The sequence below is a fragment of the Allobosea rubneri genome (genome assembly GCF_032464875.1).
In the GTDB taxonomy this organism is placed as follows: domain Bacteria; phylum Pseudomonadota; class Alphaproteobacteria; order Rhizobiales; family Beijerinckiaceae; genus Allobosea; species Allobosea rubneri.
Genome location: NZ_JAWDID010000002.1, coordinates 191,980 through 206,523, shown reverse-complemented (window position 1 = coordinate 206,523; position 14,544 = coordinate 191,980). Strand labels below are relative to the sequence as shown.

Annotated in this window: 11 protein-coding genes; 3 read left to right on the top strand and 8 right to left on the bottom strand. The window is 65.7% G+C overall.

The window, feature by feature from the left end:
• Position 1: 1 nt before the first annotated feature.
• From RKE40_RS02370 to RKE40_RS02360, 3 genes are all read right to left on the bottom strand, one after another.
• Positions 2 to 832: a carbohydrate ABC transporter permease gene (locus tag RKE40_RS02370; RefSeq protein ID WP_316016641.1), complete on the bottom strand. Its 831-nt coding sequence runs from the start codon at positions 830 to 832 to the stop codon at positions 2 to 4.
• A gap of 3 nt (positions 833 to 835) precedes the next feature.
• Positions 836 to 1,693 (bottom strand): carbohydrate ABC transporter permease, encoded by an 858-nt coding sequence (locus RKE40_RS02365; RefSeq protein ID WP_316016640.1) that lies wholly within the window; start codon positions 1,691 to 1,693, stop codon positions 836 to 838.
• A gap of 152 nt (positions 1,694 to 1,845) precedes the next feature.
• Complete coding sequence (locus RKE40_RS02360) at positions 1,846 to 3,144, bottom strand: ABC transporter substrate-binding protein (RefSeq protein ID WP_316016639.1); 1,299 nt, start codon at positions 3,142 to 3,144, stop codon at positions 1,846 to 1,848.
• A 193-nt stretch (positions 3,145 to 3,337) separates the two neighbouring features.
• Between RKE40_RS02360 and RKE40_RS02355 the strand changes: the two genes are divergently transcribed.
• Positions 3,338 to 4,021 (top strand): FadR/GntR family transcriptional regulator, encoded by a 684-nt coding sequence (locus tag RKE40_RS02355; protein ID WP_316016638.1) that lies wholly within the window; start codon positions 3,338 to 3,340, stop codon positions 4,019 to 4,021.
• 472 nt (positions 4,022 to 4,493) lie between these two features.
• On the opposite strand, the gene RKE40_RS02350 is transcribed toward RKE40_RS02355, so the two are convergent.
• The 5 genes from RKE40_RS02350 to RKE40_RS02330 form a co-directional block, all read right to left on the bottom strand.
• Positions 4,494 to 6,125 (bottom strand): ABC transporter ATP-binding protein, encoded by a 1,632-nt coding sequence (locus tag RKE40_RS02350; RefSeq protein ID WP_316016637.1) that lies wholly within the window; start codon positions 6,123 to 6,125, stop codon positions 4,494 to 4,496.
• On the bottom strand, positions 6,122 to 6,952 hold the full coding sequence (locus RKE40_RS02345; RefSeq protein WP_316016636.1) for an ABC transporter permease: 831 nt from the start codon (positions 6,950 to 6,952) through the stop codon (positions 6,122 to 6,124). Before RKE40_RS02345 ends, RKE40_RS02350 begins: the two co-directional genes overlap by 4 nt.
• A gap of 3 nt (positions 6,953 to 6,955) precedes the next feature.
• Positions 6,956 to 7,933 carry an ABC transporter permease gene (locus RKE40_RS02340; protein ID WP_316016635.1) on the bottom strand — a complete coding sequence of 326 codons (978 nt, stop codon included), beginning with the start codon at positions 7,931 to 7,933 and terminating at the stop codon, positions 6,956 to 6,958.
• A gap of 40 nt (positions 7,934 to 7,973) precedes the next feature.
• A complete protein-coding gene (locus RKE40_RS02335) occupies positions 7,974 to 9,578 on the bottom strand; it encodes an ABC transporter substrate-binding protein (protein ID WP_316016634.1) in 1,605 nt (534 codons plus the stop codon).
• Positions 9,579 to 9,677: 99 nt separating this feature from the next.
• A complete protein-coding gene (locus RKE40_RS02330) occupies positions 9,678 to 10,529 on the bottom strand; it encodes a VOC family protein (protein ID WP_316016633.1) in 852 nt (283 codons plus the stop codon).
• A gap of 326 nt (positions 10,530 to 10,855) precedes the next feature.
• Between RKE40_RS02330 and RKE40_RS02325 the strand changes: the two genes are divergently transcribed.
• Together RKE40_RS02325 and tkt are read left to right on the top strand one after the other, a co-directional pair.
• A complete protein-coding gene (locus RKE40_RS02325) occupies positions 10,856 to 12,184 on the top strand; it encodes an NAD(P)/FAD-dependent oxidoreductase (protein ID WP_316016632.1) in 1,329 nt (442 codons plus the stop codon).
• Positions 12,185 to 12,577: 393 nt separating this feature from the next.
• Positions 12,578 to 14,533 (top strand): transketolase, encoded by a 1,956-nt coding sequence (gene tkt, locus RKE40_RS02320; RefSeq protein ID WP_316016631.1) that lies wholly within the window; start codon positions 12,578 to 12,580, stop codon positions 14,531 to 14,533.
• Positions 14,534 to 14,544: the final 11 nt, after the last annotated feature.

The window sequence follows — 14,544 nt, the reverse complement described above, 5'->3', positions numbered from 1 at the left end:
TTCAGCTCTTCACGGCGGAGCCCGCGCTGCCCTGGACGAGGTAGCGCTGCAGCAGAAGATAGAAAAAGGCGGGAATGGCGCAGCCGATCACGGTCGCCGCCATCACGTCCGACCAGAGCACGCGGAACTGGCCGACGAGATTGGTGATGCCGAGCGTCATCGTCTGCTTGGCCGAGTCTGTGATCAGGCAGAGCGCCCAGAGCAGATCCCCCCAGGCGAGCAGGAAGGAGAAGATCATCGTGGCGACGAGGCCGGGCAGGATGTTCGGCAGCACGCAATGGATCAGGCACTGCCAACGCGTGGCACCGTCGATCATCGCCGCCTGGTCGATCTCGACGGGGATCGTGTCCATGTAGCCCTTCAGCATCCAGATGGTGAAGGGCAGCGTGATCGTGGTCTGCGCCAGAATCAGCCCGAGATGGGTGTCGTAGAGCGCGAGCGCCGAGAGCATCTTGAAATAGGGGCCGACCAGCAGCACGCCCGGCAGCATCTGGCTGGCCAGGAAGGCCGCCATCAGCACCGTCCGCCCCTTGAAGGCGAAGCGCGAGAAGCCGTAGGCCGCAAGGATCCCGATGGCCCCCGAAAGCAGCGCGGTCGCCCCGGAAACCTTGATGCTGTTGAGGAAGTAGAGCGGAAAGCCCTCCTGCGACCAGATACGCGCATAGGCGCCGGTCGTCAGCTCAGCCGGCAGCAGCGTCGGCGGGAAGGAGGTGACCTCCATATCCGTCTTCAGCGAGGTCGTGATCATCCAGAAGAAGGGGGTGAGATTATAGGCCGCCATCGCGAAAAGGGCGGCATAGGTGAGGGTCCAGTAGGAGGCGCCGCGGTTCATGGCTCAGGCCTCCTTGCGCAGGGTGGAGCGCATATAGGGCAGCGCCACGACGAGCAGCACCGCGGCGAGGACGACCGCCACCGAAGAGGCGTAAGCCGTGTCGAAAAACTGGAAATACTGCTTGTAGACCATGAGCGAGAGGTTCTGCGTCGCGTCGCCCGGCCCGCCCCCGGTCATGCCGTAGATCATGCCGAAGAGCCGGCATTCCCAGACGATGTCGAGCACCAGGGCGATGACGATCATCGGCTTCAGGTTCGGCAGGGTGACGTGGAAGAGCGAGGTCCACCAGCCGGCGCCGTCGATCGCGGCAGCCTCGTACTGGTCGCGCGGGATGGACTGGAGGCCGGCGAGCAGGATCAGCATGACATAGGGGTAGCCACGCCAGCTCTCCGCCATGATCACCGAGAACAGGGCCCAGCTCGGGCTGCCGAGCCAGTCCTTCGGCTCCTGCATCAGGCCGAGCATCATGCCGACGGCATTGACACCGCCGGTCAGCGTGTCGAACAGCGAGCGAAAGACGAGGCCGCCGATCACGTCCGGCATCGTCCAGGGCAGGATGGCGAGCACGCGGAACACCCAGCGACCGGGCACGTCGAGGTTGAGCAGCAGCGCGACGGCGAGGCCCATCACCAGGTGGAAGGCGACGACGGCGACGACGAAGACCAGCGTGTTCCAGGTCGTGACGTGGAACTGCGTGTCACCGAGCAGGCGTGTGTAGTTGGCGAGGCCCGCCCCACCCTTGCCGCCGACGAGGCCGACGCTCTCGAGGATGGCGGTTACGGCCGGAAAGCCGAGAATGACCGCCAGCATGATCGTACCGGGCAGGACGAACCAGTAGCCGGTCCATTTTTCACCCAACATCGGGGATCGTTGTCCTTGTCTGCGGCAATGCGGGAGCATCGCCCGGAGCGCGGCAAACGGCTCTATCGGAAGGCCGATACCGGAGCGGAGAAGCGGAGCTTCGGGCCGGGGAGCGCCCGGTCCGAAGCTTTGGCGCAAGTCGCCTTGTGGCCTCAGGGACGGGCGAGGATCGCCTCGATCTCTTTGTGCGCGTCGGCCAGCGCCTGCTCACGCGTCTTCGAGCCGGCTGCCGCCGCCTGCAGGCTCTGCCGGAAGGTCTCGAGGATCGCCGGCCATTGCGGGATCAGCGGCAGGAAGGCGCCTTTCTCGATCTCGGCGGAGATGATCCGCGCATAGTCGGCATTGGCGATCTTCGGGTCGGCGTTGACGCTGATGCGCGAGGACAGCATGGCGTTGTCGTCGAACCAGCGGCGCATGCGCTGCTTGTCGGTGAGGAACTTCGTCAGCTTCCAGGCCGCCTCGGCGTGCTCGGTGTTCTTGTTGATGAAGATCGACTTCTGGAAGAGCGTCGTGCGGACGGCCGGGTTGGTGCCGGCGACGACCGGCATCGGCGCCATCTTCAGCGTGTTCCAACCGTCGAGCTTCGGGTTCATCGCGCTGACTTCCGGCAGGCTCCAGGTCGTGCCGATCTTGATCGCGACCTGCTCGTTGGCCAGCATTCGGCGCGAGCCGTTGGCATCGACCTGCGAGACGCCGGGCGGGATCGCTCCGTCCTTCACGAGGTCGAGGATGAAGTTGTAGGCAGCCTTGAACTGGGGTGTCTCCAGAGCGGAATGCTTGTTGTCCGGCGTCAGGAAATCGGCGCCGAAGGCGCGGATGATCGACGAGACGCGCAGGTCGAAGCCAGCGGGCGCCATCACCAGCGCGAAGGCCCAGCGGTCCTTCGGCCCGCCCGGCTTCGAGGAGCCGGTGAGCTTCGCGGCATTGACCTTGAACTCGTCCCAGGTCTTTGCCGGCTGGATTCCGGCCGCTTTGAACAGGGTCTCGTTGTAGACCTGCACCATCGCGACGGTGTTCATCGGGATACCGTAGGTCTTGCTGTCGACTGTCACCGGCGCGAGCGAGATCGGATAGAAGTCCTTGAGGAAATCCGGGCCTTCCTTGGCGATGAAGGGCGTGAGGTCGCGCACCCAGCCCTCGGCGATGTACTGTCGCACCGGGTTGGCATCGAGCGCGAAGACGTCCGGCCCGCGGCCGGCGCGGATCGCGGTGGTAAACCGCACGTCGCGCTGGGCGAGCGGCACCGGTTCGGTCTTCACCGTGATACCGGGATTCTCCTTCTCGAACTGCGCGATCTCGTCCTTGAGCGACTTGCCCCAGACTTCCTGAGCGAGCTGCCAATCGGAGTAAGTCAGTTCGATCTTCTGCTGGGCCTGAGCGCCGCCGATCCCGGCGATGAGGGCGGCAAGCAGCACGCCGCCGCGCAAGCGATCCCGAAAGCTGAAGTTCATCTCGTCTCTCCCTACGGTGATTGTTCTTGCGCGGCCCGTCGAGAAGGCCGGTCAGCGCCGGTCGATGCCGGCGGCTATGGGGAGTATGACTTGTAAAATAAGTTGTAAAGTCGTTTTTGAAGCGTGTCCAAAAAATGCATGCTGGGCTAGAGTCCGGCGCATGTGACGCGAAGCGGCAGCGACGACGAGAACGATGAGTACGGGCAAGCTCGGCGACCGGGTCTACGAGTACATCCTCAGCCAGATCATGACCGGGGAATTCGCGGTGGCGGCGCGGCTGCCCTCTGAGAGCGAGCTTGCAGAGCGGCTATGCGTCTCCCGCCCCATCGTGCGGGAAGCGCTGGGCCGGCTGCGTGACGATGGCCTGATCGAATCCCGGCGTGGCTCCGGCTCCTATGTTCTGCGCAGGCCGGCGCCAGACGTCCGCAGCTTCGCACCGATCAGCAGCATCTCCGACATCCAGCGCTGCTTCGTCTTTCGCATCGCAGTGGAGGGAGAGGCGGCTGCGCTGGCAGCGAAGACACGCGATGAGGACGGGCTCCTGAAGCTTCGTCATGCCTTTATCGCACTTGAGATCGTCAGCGAGCAGGGACGACTTGGCGTCGAGGAGGATATCGCCTTCCATCGGGCAGTGGCCGAGACGACTGGCAACCATTTCTTCGTTACCACCCTCAATGGGCTGCACGAGCAGATCGCCACCGGCATCAGCGTCAACCGCAACCTCTCGCTGATCCAGCCTCGCTCTCGCCTGCTCACCGTCCAGCGCGAGCACAAGGCGATCCTCAATGCGATCGAGAGCGGCGACGAGACGGCCGCACGCCAGGCAATGCAAACGCATCTCGACAGCGCAAGAAGACGGGTATTCGAAGGAAGCTGACGACAACTCCATGGATTAAGAGCGAACTTGGCTGTCGCAAGAGCAGCTTGCGTCTGCACAGGCCCCGAACGAACTTATGCGAGGCGCCCTGCACGCAAGGTTGAGGAACCGAAGTAGAAGGTTCCAAGTCCGGTTGGAGTGGTGCCCTCGCTCACGAGTTGGTCGAAAGCCGCGTGGCTGTGGGGTCTATTCGCGGCTTCGGCGATGCTGATTGGACGCGACCGCAAGGTGGACGAGCGTCAAGAGCGGAAATTGGCGCTTCGGAAGCAGACATTGGTCGCCAGGTTGTCAGGACTTCGGCTGAGCTTCGCCAAGACGGGCGCGCCGCCACGTTGCGGCAACGAGAAAGCATGCTCCTGATCGCAATTCTGGTAGGCGGGGCTTGGGCGTGCACTGCGACGGCACTTTCACCATCAGAATGCGCCGCGCAGCGGCGTCTCGGCCTCTGGGATCTGCGCCCGTCATCAGCCGATCAGCCTATTGCCTCTCGATGGAGCTCTTGCTCCTTCCCGAACTCCCGGCCCGGGATCGAGGCCAGCAGCGCCTGGGTGTAAGGGTGCTGCGGCTGGCCGAAGACCGAGCCGATCGGCCCGGCCTCCACCACTTCGCCATTCTTCATCACCGCGACGAGATCGCAGACCTGCGCCGCGACCCGCAGATCATGGGTGATGAAGACGATCGAGAGGCCGAGGCGCTGGCGGAGTTCCGCCAGCAGTTTCAGCACCTGCGCCTGCACGGAGACGTCGAGCGCCGAGACCGGCTCGTCGGCGACCAGCACCGCCGGCTCCAGGGCTAGCGCCCGGGCGAGGCCGATGCGCTGGCGCTGGCCGCCGGAGAATTCGTGCGGATAGCGTTCGGTCGCGGCAGGATCGAGCCCGACAAGCCCGAACAGTTCCTTCGCCCTGGCCAGTGCCTGCGGCCGTGCCATGCCGTGCACGATGAGCCCCTGTGCCACCGCCTCACCAGCCTTGCGGCGCGGGTTCAGCGAGGCGAAAGGGTCCTGGAACACCATCTGGATATGGCGCGTCGCCGAGCGCATCTCCTCGCGGCTGAGACTGGCGAGATCGGTGCCGTTCAGGCGGATCTCGCCGCTCTCGGGGTCGATCAAGCGCACGAGGCAGCGCGCCAGCGTCGACTTGCCCGAGCCGGATTCGCCGACGATGCCGAGCGTCGCCCCCTTCGGCAGCACCAGCGAGACGTCCTTGACCGCATGGGTGACGCGCTGGCCACGGCCCAGAAAGCCGCCGGTGCGATAGGTCTTCGAGACATGCGCGATCGTCATGATCGGCTCGTCCGAGAGTGTCCTTGGCGGCGGCGCCTTGAGCGGCGGCACCGCGGCGATCAGCTGGCGGGTATAGGCGTGCTGCGGGTTGCCGAGCACGGAGGCAGTCTCGCCGGCTTCGACGACCTCGCCCTTGCTCATCACCGCGACACGGTCGGCGATCTCGGCGACCACGCCGAAATCATGGGTGATGAACAGGACGGCCGTGCCCTTGCGGCGCTGCAGGTCGCGGATCAGCTTGAGGATCTGGGCCTGGGTGGTGACGTCGAGCGCCGTCGTCGGCTCGTCGGCGATCAGCACTTTTGGATCGAGCGCCAGCGCCATCGCGATCATGGCGCGCTGGCGCTGACCGCCGGAAAGCTCGTGCGGATAGGCCTTGAAGGCGAGCGCCGGATCGGGAATGCGCACTTCCTCGAGCAAAGCGAGCGTGCGCGCCTTGATCTCGGCCGCCGACAGCTCCGTGTGCAGCTCGAACATCTCGCCGATCTGATCGCCGATGCTGCGCAGCGGGTTGAGCGCCGTCATTGGTTCCTGGAAGATCATGGCGATGCCGGCGCCGCGTACCTTACGCATCTCGGCCTCGCCGAGCCCACAGAGGTCGCGTCCCTCGAACAGGATGCGGCCACCATCGATGGTGACGCCGCCCGGCAGGAGCCGCATGATCGCATTGGCGGTCATCGACTTGCCGGAGCCGGACTCCCCGACGACGCAGAGGATCTCGTTCGCCGCCAGCGAAAGCGAGACATTGGCCATGGCATGCGAGCGATCACCACCGGCCGGCAGCTTCACGCTGACATTGTCGAGGACGAGGATCGGGCTCATCGGCTCTTCAGCCTAGGATTGAGGGCATCGTTGAGCCCTTGGCCGACCAGCGAGACGGCGAGCACGGTGACGAGGATGGCGATGCCGGGAATGGCCGAGACATACCATTGCACCCGCAGAACGTCGCGGCCGGCGCCGATCAGATTGCCCCAGGAGGCGACGTTCGGGTCGGAGAGCTTGAGGAAGGCGAGCGCGCTTTCGAGCAGAATCGCGATCGCCATCACGACGCTCGCGTAGACGATCACCGGCGGCAGCGCATTCGGCAGAATCTCCCCGAAGATCAGCCTGATGTCCTTGAGGCCGAGCGTCCGGCCCGCCTGCACGAATTCGCGGTTGCGCAGCGAGAGGAACTCCGCCCGCGTCAGCCGGGCCGAGGCCGGCCAGGAGACGATGCCGATCGCGATCGTCACGGTGGTGATGGTCGAGCCGAAGACGGCGACCAGCACCAGCAGCAAAAGGAAGTTCGGCAGGGTCTGGAAGGCCTCGGTGATACGCATCAGCGCCGTGTCCACCCAGCTGCCATAGTAGCCGGCAAGCGCGCCGATGGTGATGCCGATCATGATCGAGATCACCGTCGCGACGCCGCCGATCAGCAGCGAGATGCGCGCGCCATGGAAGATCTGGGCGGCGATGTCGCGGCCGGAATTGTCGGTGCCGAGCAGGAAGCGCGGATTGCTGAACGGCCAGATCAGCGGCCGCCCGGCCAGCGCCAGCGGATCGCGCGGATAGAGAAAGTCGGCGCTCGCCGCCATGGCGAGGACGAGGATGAGCAGCACGAGGCCGATGACGGCCGGTGGGCTGCGGAAATAGAGCTTCACCAGATCCATGGCTCAGCTCCCCGTCGTGATGCGCGGGTCGAGCCGGGCATAGAGCAGATCGACGATGAAGTTGACCGCGATCACCAGCAGCGCCGAGACGAAGACGATGCCGAGCAGCGTGTTGAGGTCGCGCTGGATCACCGATTCATAGGCGAGACGCCCGAGCCCCGGCAGCGAGAACACGCTCTCGACCACGACCGAGCCGCCGAGCATGGTGCCGGCCTGCAGCCCGATCAGCGTCACCATCGGCAGGAGCGCGTTGCGCAGCACATGGCGCACCACGACGCGGGTCTCGTCCATGCCTTTCGAGCGCGCGGTGCGGACGAAATCGAGATTGAGTACTTCGAGCATCGAGCCGCGCATGATGCGCAGATAGATCGCCATGTAGAACAGGCCGAGCGTCAGTGTCGGCAGGACGAGATGCAGGGCGATGTCGAGCGTCCGCCGCAAGCCGGTGTAACTCACGGTGATGTCCTCAAAGCCGCCGGCCGGCAGCCATTGCAGGTAGATCGAGAAGACGACGATCGCCATCAGCCCGAACCAGAAGGTCGGCATCGCATAGAACATCAGGCCAAGGGTCGAGATCAGCGTATCCGGCCATTTGTTGACGCCGCGCGCCGCGACGACGCCGAGGATCAGCCCGAAGAAGAAGGCGAAGGAGAGCGAGGCGGTCATCAGCAGGATTGTCGCCGGCAGCCGCTCGGCGATCACCGTCGCCACAGGCTTGCCGTAGATCGCCGAGAAGCCGAGATCGAGCCGGACCAGCCGCCAGAGATAATTGCCGAGCTGGGCCCAGACCGAGAGGTCGAGCCCGTAGAATTCGCGCAGCTGCCTGGCGGTGGCGGCGTCCCCCCCGCCCATCTGCGCCATCAGCGCGTCTACGGTATCGCCGGGCGCGAGCTGCAGCAGCAGGAACACCCCGATCAGGATCAGGAAGAGGGTCGGGATCGAGGCGGCAAGACGCCGCCCCGCGAGAGTCAGGACACGCATGGGAACTGGCCGAATCCAGCTTCTGGGTTGCGCGAAGAGGTCACTCCGCCAGCCACAGATCGTGCCAGGAGGCCGAGCCCCAGCGCGGCGTGTTGGAGTGGTTGCGGGCCTTGGCGCTAATCGCGGTCAGGAAGATCTGCTCGATCGGCGTCCAGATCGGCAGCTCGGTGTTGGCGCGCCGGACGAAGTCGCCATAGAGCGCCTTGCGCTTCGCCGCATCGACCTCGGTCGCGGCATCGTCGATGATCTTGTCGATGGTCGGGTCGGTCCAGTCCCACTGGTTGGTCCAGGGCGCACCCTTGGGCTGCCCGGAGCGGTACCACACCGTGGTCGAGACGGCCGGATCGTTGCGATATTGGTGCCAGCCGGTGGCGAGGTCGAAGGCGTGGTCGTCATAGACCTGCTTCAGATAGCCGCCGCCATCGGTGCGGACGATCTCGATCTTGATGCCGACATCGGCGAGCGACTGCTGGATGAAGGTAGAGAAGAGCGAGATGTCCTCGCCCCAGGGCGCTGGCAGCAGCCGCAGCGAGAAGCGCGTCCCGCCGGCCCCGGGCTTGAAACCGGCCTCGTCGAGCAGCTTGGCGGCGAGCTTCTTGTCGAACGGGTACTGCGGGCCGTTGTCGGCCGGGTAGAAGTCGGTCGAAACCGAGGGGATCGGCCCGGTGCCGCGCTTGGCGAAGTCGCCGAGGAAGTTCTCGATGAAGAACGGGATGTCGAGCGCATGCGCGATGGCGCGCCGGACGCGGATATCGGCGAGTTCCTTGCGGCGGAAATTGAACTCGATCGTGTTGGTGCGGGCGTTGCCCTCATTGCCCTTGGTCGAGACGATGAAGCGCGGATCCTTGCCGAGGCGGGCCGAGTCCGAGATCGTCAGGCCGGAGAACGGGCTGTAATGGATCTGCCCGGCTTCCATCTGGGCGGCTGCTGCGGCGCGGTCGGTGACCACGCGCCAGACGATCCGGTCGAGATAGGGCGCGTTGGCGCGCCAGTAGTTCGGGTTGCGCTCGGCGATGACATGCTGGCCGCGCTCATACTGGACGAACTTGAACGGGCCGGTGCCGACCGGGGCGAGATTGACCGGGTTCTGGCGGATGTCGCCCTTGCCCTCGTAGAGATGGCGCGGCGAGACATAGCCGAGATCCGGCAGCGCGCGCAGCAAAAGGTTGAGCGGCATCGGCCGCTCATAGCGGAACACCGCCGTCAGCGGGTCGGGCGTGTCGACCGCGGTGAGGAAGAGCTGCAGCGTCGAGCCGTAGTTCAGGATCTTCTTCCACATCTCCATCGCCGTGTACTGCACGTCGGCGGAGGTGAAGGGCTTGCCGTCATGCCAGGTCACGCCGGAGCGCAGCTTGAAGGTGATGGTCTTGCCGTCGGGTGCGGCTTCCCAGCTCTCGGCGAGGACGCCGACCGGCTGGCCCTTGGCGTCGAGATCGACCAGCTGTTCCTGGATCTTGCCGCCAATGATGTAAACGCCGGTCGAGGCCTGCAGGCTCGGGTTGAGCTGACGCTGTTCGGCGCCGTAATGGACGGTGAAGACACCGCCCTTGCGCGGCGTTTCCTGGCCGAAGGAGCGCATCGGGAACAGCACGCTGGAGGCGATGGCGGCGCTGGTCATCAGCGCGGCGCGGCGGGTCATATCCATGGATGATCTCCTGGGGCCGGCGTGCAGCTCGGCACGATGCGGTCGTGGTCAGGCCCCGTCAATGCGACGGGGCGATTCTTGGAAAAGCGGAAAACCGCACTATTGCGGCAGGAAGCTCACGATCAGGCCATTGGCCGAGGTGGCGGGAACGCTGAGCGCCGTGCCATGCCGGACGCCGACAGGGCCGAGCGCCTTGGCGGCGCCATCGAGATCCGTGCTCGCCAGCACGATCGCCACGGCTCCAGCCGGCCCTGCGCCAACCCGCACTGCATCCGGATAGCGCTTCGCGAGACCGGCGGCGTCGTAGAACAGGAAGTCGGCGCGCTTGCCGCCGGAGGGCACTAGCCAGCCATCATCCTGCTGCTTCACCGGCTCATCGATCAGCCGGCTGAGATGCTCGGCCGCAGCCTTCGGATCGTTGGCGAGCACCTCGACGCGGATGATCCGGCTCGCGCCATTGGCGTGGCTCTGCAATTCGGGAATCCAGACCGTCTCGCGGGTCAGATGCTGGCAGGCGAAGATGCGCAGGCTGCCGGGGTTCTCGTCGAGCGGCCAGCGGAAGACGTTGAACTTGGCCTCTCCCTTGCCGCCATTCGGCAGATCGACCGGGCGGCCGAAATGGACCGGGCCGAGCGGCTCAAGTCCGCGGCTCTTCAATTCGGCCGCGCCGGCGGCGGCGTCATCGGTGGTGAAGGCGGCGCGCTCGATGCCTTCACGCTCCTTGAGGAAGTCGCGGGTCGGCTTGTTGTGCTCGGTCTCGGCGAGGATGCCGAGCAGCTCGACATAGTCATCGCCGAACATGATCGTGTAGTTGCCGCTGCCGAGGATCGGCGAATGCGTGCCGCGCGGCGAGACGGTGAAGCCGAGGCGCTGCCATTGCCTGGCCGAGGCGTCGAGGTCGCGAACCGTCACCACGACGTGGTCGAGGCCGAGAATATGCTTGAGCGGCATGACGCCCCCTTATGATCAGAACCCAACGGAAGGAGAGTTCATCCGAACGCAGAGAGGGGCGCAACCGCTCCGGGATGGCGTTTCCTGCAACCCCCGCTGCGCGGCAGACATAGCGTCGGGAGAATAGTATTTTCAAGAACGCAGGCTGAGAAGCTAAAATTTGGTATAAACCAGTCGTTCATCGTCGGACAAATAGAAAATTGTTCTCCAGCAGATGAAGCGCGGGGAAGGGGCTACTTGCGGGGCGGCGATCCTGGCGGCAAGGATAGGAGCACACTGGTCCCACGGGCCGCGCTTATCCTTTTTCCAGCCGAAAGCCGCCGCTGATGACCGCCACTTCCTCCGTCGCCTGGCCACCTTCGCTCTGGGCCGCGACGGCACAGCCCGGCCCCGTGCTCGGGATGCTCGAAGGCGCGGTCGAGAGCGACGTCGTGGTGATCGGCGCCGGCTTCACCGGGCTTTCGACCGCGATCCATCTGCGCGAGAGCGGGGTCGCCGTCACCATCCTGGAGGCGGCCGAGCCGGGTTGGGGTGCATCCGGACGCAACAACGGCCAGGTCATCCCGACGCTCGCCGGCCATGATCCCTCAGCGATGACCGCCCGGCATGGCGAGGCCGGCGAGCGCTTCAACGCCGTGCTGCGCGACGCCGCGCAATATCTCTTCGACCTCGTGCGGAAATACGAGATCCCGGCCGAAGCCGAGCAGGCGGGCTGGGTCCAGCCGGTGCATTCGCCTGGGCGTTTCAAGCTCGCCGAGAAGCGCGTGCGGGAATGGTCGGCGATCGGCGCGCCGGTCGAACTGCTCGATCGTGCCGCCACAGCCGAGATGCTCGGCTCGGATGCCTGGTTCGGCGGCTTCTGGAACCGCACTGGCGGGCACATCAACCCGCTTGCCCTGACCCGCGGGCTCGCCGAGGTGGCGCTCAGGCTCGGCGCGACCATTCATGCCCGCTCGCCGGCGGTAAGCATGGCGCACCAGAATGGTCGCTGGGTGGTGACGACGGCAAAGGGCTCGGTGACGGCCCGCGCGCTCGTGCTGGCGACCAACGCCTATACCGGCGAGTTCGAGCCCGGACTTGCGCCGGAGATCGCCAATGAGGTCATCCCCGTCCTGTCCTGGCAGATGGCGACCAAGCCGGTCAGCGACAACATCGCCAAGACGGTGATCCCCGGCCGGCAGGCAATGTCGGACACGCATCGCGAGCTCTATTTCGCCCGCTGGGATGCCCGCAATCGCCTGGTCACAGGCGGCGCCGCGATTCTGCCCGGCGCGGGCGGTGCCAATTTGCGCCCGACGGTCGCGGCACGGCTGAAGCGGCTCTGGCCGCAGCTCGGCGAGGTCGAGTTCGATTATGTCTGGTCCGGCTATGTCGGGATGACCCCCGACAATCTGCTCCAGCCGCAAGTGCCGGGCTATCCGCGCATCCACCAGCTCGGGCCGAACGGTTTCGGCTGGGTCGGCTGCAATGGCCGGGCTGTCGCGCTGTCGATCTCGCTCGGCCGAGAGCTGGCCAAGGCGACGCAAGGCGTGGTGCTGGAAACGCTGGGCCTGCCGCTCTCGACGCCGAAGCCACAGCCTTTCCAGGGCCTGATCCGCCGGATCGCGCCGCTGGCGCTGCCGCTCTACCGCAAATTGGATGCGCAGGAGATCTAGGATTTTCGCGTTGCCTCGGGGCAAATGCTCAGCGCTTTAAGAGTTATTTTTCTCCGCTGCGCACGTTACGCCAGAAGCGGGCACAGACTAGCTTCCGGGAAGCGCACATTTTCCTAGCGACCCACTAGTTACTCTCGTGGATGGAGAGAAGTGCTCGCATTTGCGCATTGAGAGTGATGCACAGAGCATCGAGGAGCGATGATCAATCGCACGCTAAGTCGACCCTGCTCCGAAAGCTGAATCAGGTTCATGCTTTGCTCTAATTTTCGCGTTTTGGCCAGCGTTTGAACTGCGGCACAGTCTGCTCTCTGAGCGTTGGAGCGCGAGAGGCAGAACTTGGACATCTCACAATGGGGCGCGCCCACTGGATTGCGCCCAGCGTCTCTGGCCGAAATGGCCCATGCGATCCGATTTCTCTCGGTGGACGCAATTCTCGCAGCCGGCGAAGGTCACCAAGGTGTCCCACTGGGCATGGCCGAGATAGCGACGGCGCTCTACGCCCGGCATCTGAAATTCGACCCGGCCGATCCGACCTGGCCGGACCGCGACCGCGTCGTGCTGTCGAACGGCCATGGCTCGATGCTGCTCTATTCCTTGCTGCACCTGACCGGCCACTCCCACATCTCACTCGACGCCCTGAAGCGCTTTCGCGAGCTCGGCTCACCTTGCGCCGGACACCCCGAATACGAGCCGGCAGCCGGCATCGAGACCACCACCGGCCCGCTCGGCCAGGGCATCGCCAATGCGCTCGGGATGGCGATCGCGGAAGCTTCCCTCAATGCGCGCTTTGGCGATGGGCTCGTCGACCACCGAACCTGGGCCTTCGCCGGTGACGGCTGCCTGCAGGAGGGCGTCGGGCAGGAGGTCATCCAGCTCGCCGGCCATTTGCGGCTCGGCAAGCTCACCGTCTTCTGGGACGACAACGCCATCACCGATGACGGCGCGACCGAGCTCTCCATCTCCGAAGACGTCGCCGCGCGTTTCCGCGTTGCCAGCTGGCACGTCCAGGAGATCGACGGTCACGACATCGCCGCGATCGATGCCGCGATAGCCGCGGCCAAGGTCGATCCCCGCCCCTCGCTGATCGCTTGCAAGACGGTGATCGCACGCGGCATTCCGCGCCTGGAGGGACAGCGCGGCGGCCATTCCGGCAAGCTTTTCCCGGAGGATCGCGCCGAGATGGCCGCGCGCTTGGGCTGGACGGGCGGATCGTTCGCGATTCCCGAGCCGATCGCCGCAGCCTGGCGCGCGACGGCAGCAAGCGGGGCGCAGGAGCGCGCGGCCTGGGCCAAGCGGCTTGCTGATGCGAGCAACGCCGTCCGCGACGAATTCGAGCGCGTGCATGGCGGCACCCTGAAAGCAGGCTGGCGTGAAGCCATCCATGCCTTCAAGCAACGCGCCGCGCAGGACGGCAAGGCCGAGTTCTCGATCGCGGCATCAGGCGAGATCGCAGCAGCGCTTTATGAGGTTCTGCCGGAGATGATGACGGCCTGCGCCGATCTGGAGGCGCCGACCAACCACAAGCGCCAGCTCGCCGCCTTCAAAGCGAGCGACCGGGCTGGACGCTATCTCCATTGCGGGGTGCGCGAACATGCGATGGGCGCGCTCGCCAATGGCATCGCCGCGCATGGCGGCGTGATCCCGCTCGCGGTGACCTACCTGCCCTTCTCCGATTACGAGCGGCCAGCGATGCGCATGGCGGCGCTGATGGGCCTGCCGACGCTGTTCGTCTTCAGCCACGACTCGATCGGCATCGGCAAGAACGGGCCGACCCACCAGCCGGTCGAGATCATCGCCTCGCTGCGGGCGATGCCGAACATGCTGGTGCTGCGCCCCTGCGACGCGGCCGAGGCCGCCGAAGCTTGGGAGATCGCCCTGTTGCACCGGACAGGCCCGATCTCGCTCGTTTTCGCGCGCCAGAGCCTGCCGCAGCTGCGACGCGACGGAGGTCCCGAAAACCGCTCGGCCCGCGGCGCCTATGTACTCGCTGAAGCCGAAGGCGGTGCACGCCGGGTGACGCTGCTCTCCACCGGCTCGGAGGTGCAGATCGCGCTCGCGGCCCGCGAGCTGCTGCAACGGGACGGCATTCCCACCGCCGTCGTCTCGATGCCGTGCTGGAGTCTGTTCGAGGAGCAGGGGCGCGCCTACCGCCGGGACGTGCTCGGCGAAGGCTGTGTGCGGGTGGCGGTCGAGGCTGCGGTAAAATTCGGCTGGGAGCGCTGGATCGGGGAAGATGGCGGCTTCGTCGGCATGAGCGGCTTCGGCGCCTCGGGACCGGCCGAGGAGCTTTACAGGCATTTCGGCATCACGCCCGAAGCCGTCGCCGCGCAGGCCCGTGAACGCCTGTAAGGGTAGCAGCG

Bases quoted from the DNA above. Each gene is read 5' to 3' on its own strand.
- RKE40_RS02370 (WP_316016641.1), bottom strand. From the start codon at position 832: ATGAACCGCGGCGCCTCCTACTGGACCCTCACCTATGCCGCCCTTTTC.
- RKE40_RS02365 (WP_316016640.1), bottom strand. From the start codon at position 1,693: ATGTTGGGTGAAAAATGGACCGGCTACTGGTTCGTCCTGCCCGGTACG.
- RKE40_RS02360 (WP_316016639.1), bottom strand. From the start codon at position 3,144: ATGAACTTCAGCTTTCGGGATCGCTTGCGCGGCGGCGTGCTGCTTGCC.
- RKE40_RS02355 (WP_316016638.1), top strand. From the start codon at position 3,338: ATGAGTACGGGCAAGCTCGGCGACCGGGTCTACGAGTACATCCTCAGC.
- RKE40_RS02350 (WP_316016637.1), bottom strand. From the start codon at position 6,125: ATGAGCCCGATCCTCGTCCTCGACAATGTCAGCGTGAAGCTGCCGGCC.
- RKE40_RS02345 (WP_316016636.1), bottom strand. From the start codon at position 6,952: ATGGATCTGGTGAAGCTCTATTTCCGCAGCCCACCGGCCGTCATCGGC.
- RKE40_RS02340 (WP_316016635.1), bottom strand. From the start codon at position 7,933: ATGCGTGTCCTGACTCTCGCGGGGCGGCGTCTTGCCGCCTCGATCCCG.
- RKE40_RS02335 (WP_316016634.1), bottom strand. From the start codon at position 9,578: ATGGATATGACCCGCCGCGCCGCGCTGATGACCAGCGCCGCCATCGCC.
- RKE40_RS02330 (WP_316016633.1), bottom strand. From the start codon at position 10,529: ATGCCGCTCAAGCATATTCTCGGCCTCGACCACGTCGTGGTGACGGTT.
- RKE40_RS02325 (WP_316016632.1), top strand. From the start codon at position 10,856: ATGACCGCCACTTCCTCCGTCGCCTGGCCACCTTCGCTCTGGGCCGCG.
- tkt (WP_316016631.1), top strand. From the start codon at position 12,578: ATGGCCCATGCGATCCGATTTCTCTCGGTGGACGCAATTCTCGCAGCC.